Here is a 963-nt window from a genome sequence, read left to right on the forward strand (position 1 = left end):
GAATGCGGCGAAATTAAAGGTGTCTAAGAGGTCTTCAGCTTCCTGGATTAAAGAATCCGTCACGTTTTGATAAAGGCCTAGACTGGCAAATTTACCCGAAATAATGGTATCTAATACAGATAAGTGGCTTGGGATTTCTTGGTTGATCCTAGCAGAAACTATACCGATTCGTTTTTGTAGGTCAGGGATTGAGGATACGCCAAATAACTGGTCAAGGACCTTCACCTGACCGCTAGAGGGAAAATGATAGCCGGTTAGAATGTTGATGATGGACGACTTACCAGACCCATTCAAACCAAGTAGGGCCCAGTGTTGCCCTTGGTTGATGGTCCATTGGATGTTTTTTAATATGGCCTTATCTTGGCGGTTGAAGCAGACATTGTCGAGTTCGATGATGGTTTTTTCTGTGGTTGATGTCATGGCGTATCCTTTCTAAATGTAGTCGAATATTCTATTAAATTAAACTTATCATACCAAGTAAGAAAGTCAATATGGCGAATCACAGATATATAAATGAGAAAACAATTAAAAATATCCATTGACAAGTTAAAGAGTTCTCAGTATACTTTCGTTATTGAATCATTAAAAAAGACGAGAGGAGTTTCACTCATTATGAAATCGTTCAAAGCAGCGAATTTTAATATTGTAGTCATTATCGTGACGTAGGACTGGAATTAACTACTGTTAATTTGAGTCCTATTCGATGTTGAGTGGGACTTGGCATCCCACATACTGTTTGTGGGATGCCTTTTTTATTGCTTTCAATACCAAGGAAATGAAATTTTAAAGAAATGGGGTGCTCATGTGGAGAGAACGAAGAAGACCAGTGTAGGAACGGAATTGCTCGTCAATGCCTTGCGAGATCAAGGTGCAGAGATTATTTTTGGCTATCCTGGTGGTGCAGCTTTACATATATATGATGAATTTTTCCGCCAGAATGTCAATCACGTCTTAGCTCGTCAT

Annotated in this window: 2 protein-coding genes; one reads left to right on the top strand and one right to left on the bottom strand. The window is 39.1% G+C overall.

Going from position 1 to position 963, the window contains the following annotated elements:
* Window positions 1-420, bottom strand: a 420-nt coding sequence (locus tag ACRCJ0_RS15690) for an ATP-binding cassette domain-containing protein (protein ID WP_431391115.1), incomplete at its 3' end; no start/stop codon positions are given.
* Window positions 421-804: 384 nt separating this feature from the next.
* Here ACRCJ0_RS15690 and ACRCJ0_RS15695 point away from each other — a divergent pair.
* Window positions 805-963 (top strand): thiamine pyrophosphate-binding protein (locus ACRCJ0_RS15695; protein ID WP_431391117.1); only part of this gene is annotated, 159 nt, incomplete at its 3' end.

This window comes from Aerococcus sp. L_32 (genome assembly GCF_050689315.1).